The organism is uncultured Campylobacter sp. (genome assembly GCF_938045535.1).
Taxonomy (GTDB): Bacteria; Campylobacterota; Campylobacteria; order Campylobacterales; family Campylobacteraceae; genus Campylobacter_B.
Map to the genome: position 1 here is coordinate 1 of NZ_CALIMQ010000046.1, position 3,412 is coordinate 3,412.

Genomic DNA, 3,412 nt, shown 5'->3' on the forward strand with positions numbered 1-3,412 from the left:
AAAATTTTGCAACTATCGCGCACGAGTAGCGCGCGATTTTGCGCAGTTGTGATTTGCGACCTTGTATCGCGTGCCGAAAGTCGCCGCGATACGCCTGCCAGAGTAAAATGCACCCGCCTGTGTATTAAAAGATAGTGCGAGGTTGCGCTCTACGTACGGCGTGGCAGTGTACGTCGAAAGGCTGCACGATGCGCGAAGGTAAAATGCGTACTTGCGGCGACGCAGGACGTGGCTGTGCTTTACGGCGCACTATCCTGCAGCATGCACCGCAAAGTCGCCTATGTGCGAGAATAAAATTCGCGCTGCGTGCCAAAGATGCACGATCGTGCTGCGTGCCAAAAGACAATACGTGGTCGTGCCGTACGCTTTTTAAAAGGCGGTGCCACGATCGGCGCCGTGCGCCGCGGGCGCGATGCGAGGTTTGAGCCTCGCGCGGCAGACGAAGCATGCGCGACGCACGTAAATGCGAATAAATTTTAAAACGGAGAGATGATTGAGAACCGATAAATGGCTATATTACTTCACCTGCGCGCTCATTACGATCGGCATGATATTTTCGCTGTCGCTGAGCTCATATACGGTGCTTCTGCTGGGTGCTACACCACTGCATTTTTTTTATCGTCAGTGCGCGGTAGGGATCGCGTGCATCGCGGTGATGTGGATCGTCTCTCGCGCCGATCCCGATAAATGCCTAACGCCGGTGTGCATGTCGCTTTTTGCGATCATGGGGATTTTGATGCTTGCGATGGGCTTTTTACCCAAATCCTTGGTCGCCGACGTAAACGGCGCGGCGCGCTGGATCAGACTGCCGTTTTTTAACCTCGCGCCGGTGGAATTTTTCAAGGTGGGTTTCATCTACTTTTTGGCGTGGAGCTTCTCGCGCAAGCTCGATCACTCCAAAAAAAGCATCGGGCGCGAGATCGCAACGCTGCTTCCTTACGTAGCGCTTTTCGGCTTTGTGGTAATCCTAGTCGCCATCGTGCAAAACGATCTGGGACAGGTCGCGGTGCTGGGGCTTACGATGATTTTTATGTCGCTTTTTGCAGGCACGAGCTTCAAGCTCATCGGCTTTAGCTTTATGGGGATTTTGGGGCTTGCTTACGTTTTTATCGTCACGAGCGCGCACAGGGTCGATCGCGTGCGCTCGTGGTGGGGCGGCGTGCAGGATTTCGTACTGTCGTTTATGTCGCCGGAGACCGCTGCAGGACTGCGCATAGAGGACGCTAGCGCGCCGTATCAGGTCGGACACTCGCTAAATGCGATAAACAACGGCGAGTTTTTCGGGCAGGGGCTTGGGCTTGGAAGCTTTAAGCTCGGCTATCTGAGCGAGGTGCATACCGACTTCGTGCTCGCAGGTATCGCCGAGGAGTGGGGGTTCGTCGGGATTTTACTCATCGTGGCGCTATTTTATGCGATGCTATTTCGCATCTTTCAGACTGCGAGCAAGTCGCCGAGTAACGTAAATTTCCTCTTTTGCCTGGGTATCGGCTTTATGTTTTTCTTTTCGTTCATTATCAATTCCTACGGCATTACGTCGATCTCGCCGGTTAAGGGTATCGCCGTACCGTTTCTAAGCTACGGCGGCAGCCACCTGCTCGCGGCGTCGTTTGCGGTGGGGCTCGTTTTGATGGCGTCGAAAAGGGCGAAATTTTAAAGCTTTTGCGGATTTGTGGCGAGCGCTGTTTAAATTTAGACGTAAATTTAGAGCCGAATTTGCGCTTAAAATTCTGCGCCGAAGCGCGCCGAGGCTCAAATTTAAGCGCGAAATTTTATAAATTTAAAGGAAAAGTATGGTCATAGCAATCAGCGGCGGCGGCACCGGCGGGCATCTGATAATCGCTAAAAATTTAGCCGCCCGCCTTGCAAAGCAGGGCATCAGAGCGATCTTCATCGGCTCAAATCGCGGGCAGGATCGCGCGTGGTTTGAAAAAAGCGAGCTTTTTGCGCGCACCTATTTTCTGCAAAGCTCGGGCGTCGTCGATAAAAAGGGCTTTGCCAAGCTAGCCTCGCTGCTAAATATCCTGCGTCTCTCGCTTGCGGCGCGTAAAATTTTAACGCTCGGCATTTGCGAGCTGTCGAAGTTCGCCGCTTTAAAATGTGCAAAGCTCGGCGCGCATGCGGTCGTGCGCTCATTTTCACGCATAGATAAATTTACAGGCGAGCGCACGAAAAAATATGCGAGCGCGGATGGCGAGAGCTCTAAAGCAAGTGCCGCGTTGCGCAGAAAGCGCACGGCAAGCGTTTCTAGCGCGAGTATTAAAAAGGACGCCTCGCTTTCCAAATTCGATTCCGCTAAAAAAAATGCAGCAACAAAAAGCGTGCCCGCAAAAAAATCCCCACTCGCTAAAAAACCTGTACCTATCGCGAAAACCGCATCGACCGCTAAAAGTATCGCGCCCGCCGAAGCTTCTGTATCTGTCGCAAAATCGGCATCCGCCAAAAACGCCTCTCAGAACGTAAAATCTCGCCGCATCGCAAAAAATACTGCCGCACCTGCCGTAATCGCCGCAAAAGAAGCCGCCGCATCCGGCGCAAGTTCCGCGTCTACCGCAAAGCAGCTTCGCCGCGCCGTAAAGAGCGCGTCCGCCAAAAGCTCCGCCGCAGGGAAGTCTTAATGGTAAATTTATTAAATTTAACCCGCATCGTAAACGGAACGATGCTAAATAATCCTGCGATCTCCGCGGTCGAGAGCTTTGCGATCGAGCCCGCAAAGGTCGCGAAAAAGGGAGCTTTCATCGCACTCGGCGCAAACGAGCGCGACGTGTGCACCGCGATCGATAACGGCGCGTACGCGATCATTTTCGATAACAATTTCAAGCCGCTCAATGACGAGATCGCCTTTATCAAGGTTGAAAATTTATGCTCGGCGCTCGTGCGGCTGATAAAATTTTTGGGCGAGACGTGGCGGCACGGCTTCGTGCTGATAAACGAGGTGCAAAGCGAGATCCTGCGCTATACGAGCGTGCCGAAAAATTTGATGTTTGCACCGCGCAGCAAGGGCGAGCTTTTTATCAGCCTGATGAATGCTAAAGAGAAAAATACCTACTTCACCAGCGACGGCGAGCTTTTGCAAAGCCTCGGTATCTCGCCTGTCACGATCCCTGCGAGCGACGATTTTAGGCTGCTTTACGGCGGCTCGATATTCTACAGCAGCTTCGTTTTCGGCGGGCTTTATTATTCAAATTTAGTCTTTCCGCAGCTGTTTTTGCCCGAGCTATGCGGCGTGATCGAGTATCTCTCGCGCAAAAACATACCCTTTAAATTTCAAAACTTAAGCGCATTCGGTCATTTCGAGCCGATTTTTGTGGATAGATTTTTTAACGTTAGCTCGCTTGGCGGAAGCTACCGCGCCTTTATCGCCGAGAGCGATCCTGAGCTTTTTGCGCGCGAAGCGGAGTTTTTGCGGGCAAAA

At 52.4% G+C, this 3,412-nt stretch carries 2 protein-coding genes and 1 pseudogene; all 3 read left to right on the top strand.

Annotation, left to right across the window (positions count from 1 at the left end):
- Positions 1–493: 493 nt before the first annotated feature.
- Positions 494–1,654: an FtsW/RodA/SpoVE family cell cycle protein gene (locus tag Q0095_RS01810; RefSeq protein WP_177389148.1), complete on the top strand. Its 1,161-nt coding sequence runs from the start codon at positions 494–496 to the stop codon at positions 1,652–1,654.
- Positions 1,655–1,790: 136 nt separating this feature from the next.
- Positions 1,791–2,051 (top strand): annotated as a pseudogene (locus Q0095_RS10220) (glycosyltransferase); the annotation flags it as partial.
- A 563-nt stretch (positions 2,052–2,614) separates the two neighbouring features.
- On the top strand, positions 2,615–3,412 hold a 798-nt coding region (locus tag Q0095_RS01820), incomplete at its 3' end, for a ferrochelatase (RefSeq protein WP_297880825.1).